Source organism: Mycolicibacterium parafortuitum (genome assembly GCF_002086815.1).
GTDB classification, from domain to species: Bacteria; Actinomycetota; Actinomycetes; order Mycobacteriales; family Mycobacteriaceae; genus Mycobacterium; species Mycobacterium parafortuitum.
The window spans coordinates 1-295 of sequence record NZ_MVID01000080.1 but is presented as its reverse complement, the minus strand read 5'-3'; the positions used below and the strand labels follow the sequence as shown (position 1 = coordinate 295).

Below are 295 nucleotides of genomic sequence, written 5' to 3'. Positions count from 1 at the left end.
TGGCGCGGCTGCAGACCGAAACCACCGCCCGGGAGATGGGCGCGAAGTCCTGGAAGGACGTGCTGCGGATCCGGTGGCGCATCTCCGCGAGTGAAGCCAACCGCCGCCTGACCGAGGCTGCGGTGTTGGCGCCGCGACCGTCGGTGAGCGGGCCGGCGTTGCCGCCGCTGCTGCCCGCGACCGCGGTCGCTCAGTCGCGGGGGTTGATCAATCCCGAGCATGTGGAGGTGATCCGTAAATCGGTCGACAAACTACCTACCTGGGTCGATGCCGTGACTCGTGAGCAGTTCGAGGT

General features: G+C 67.8%; 1 protein-coding gene. It reads left to right on the top strand.

The annotated features are described in order from the left end of the window. Positions 1-295, top strand: a 295-nt coding sequence (locus BST38_RS28860; RefSeq protein ID WP_133057275.1) for a DUF222 domain-containing protein, incomplete at both ends; no start/stop codon positions are given.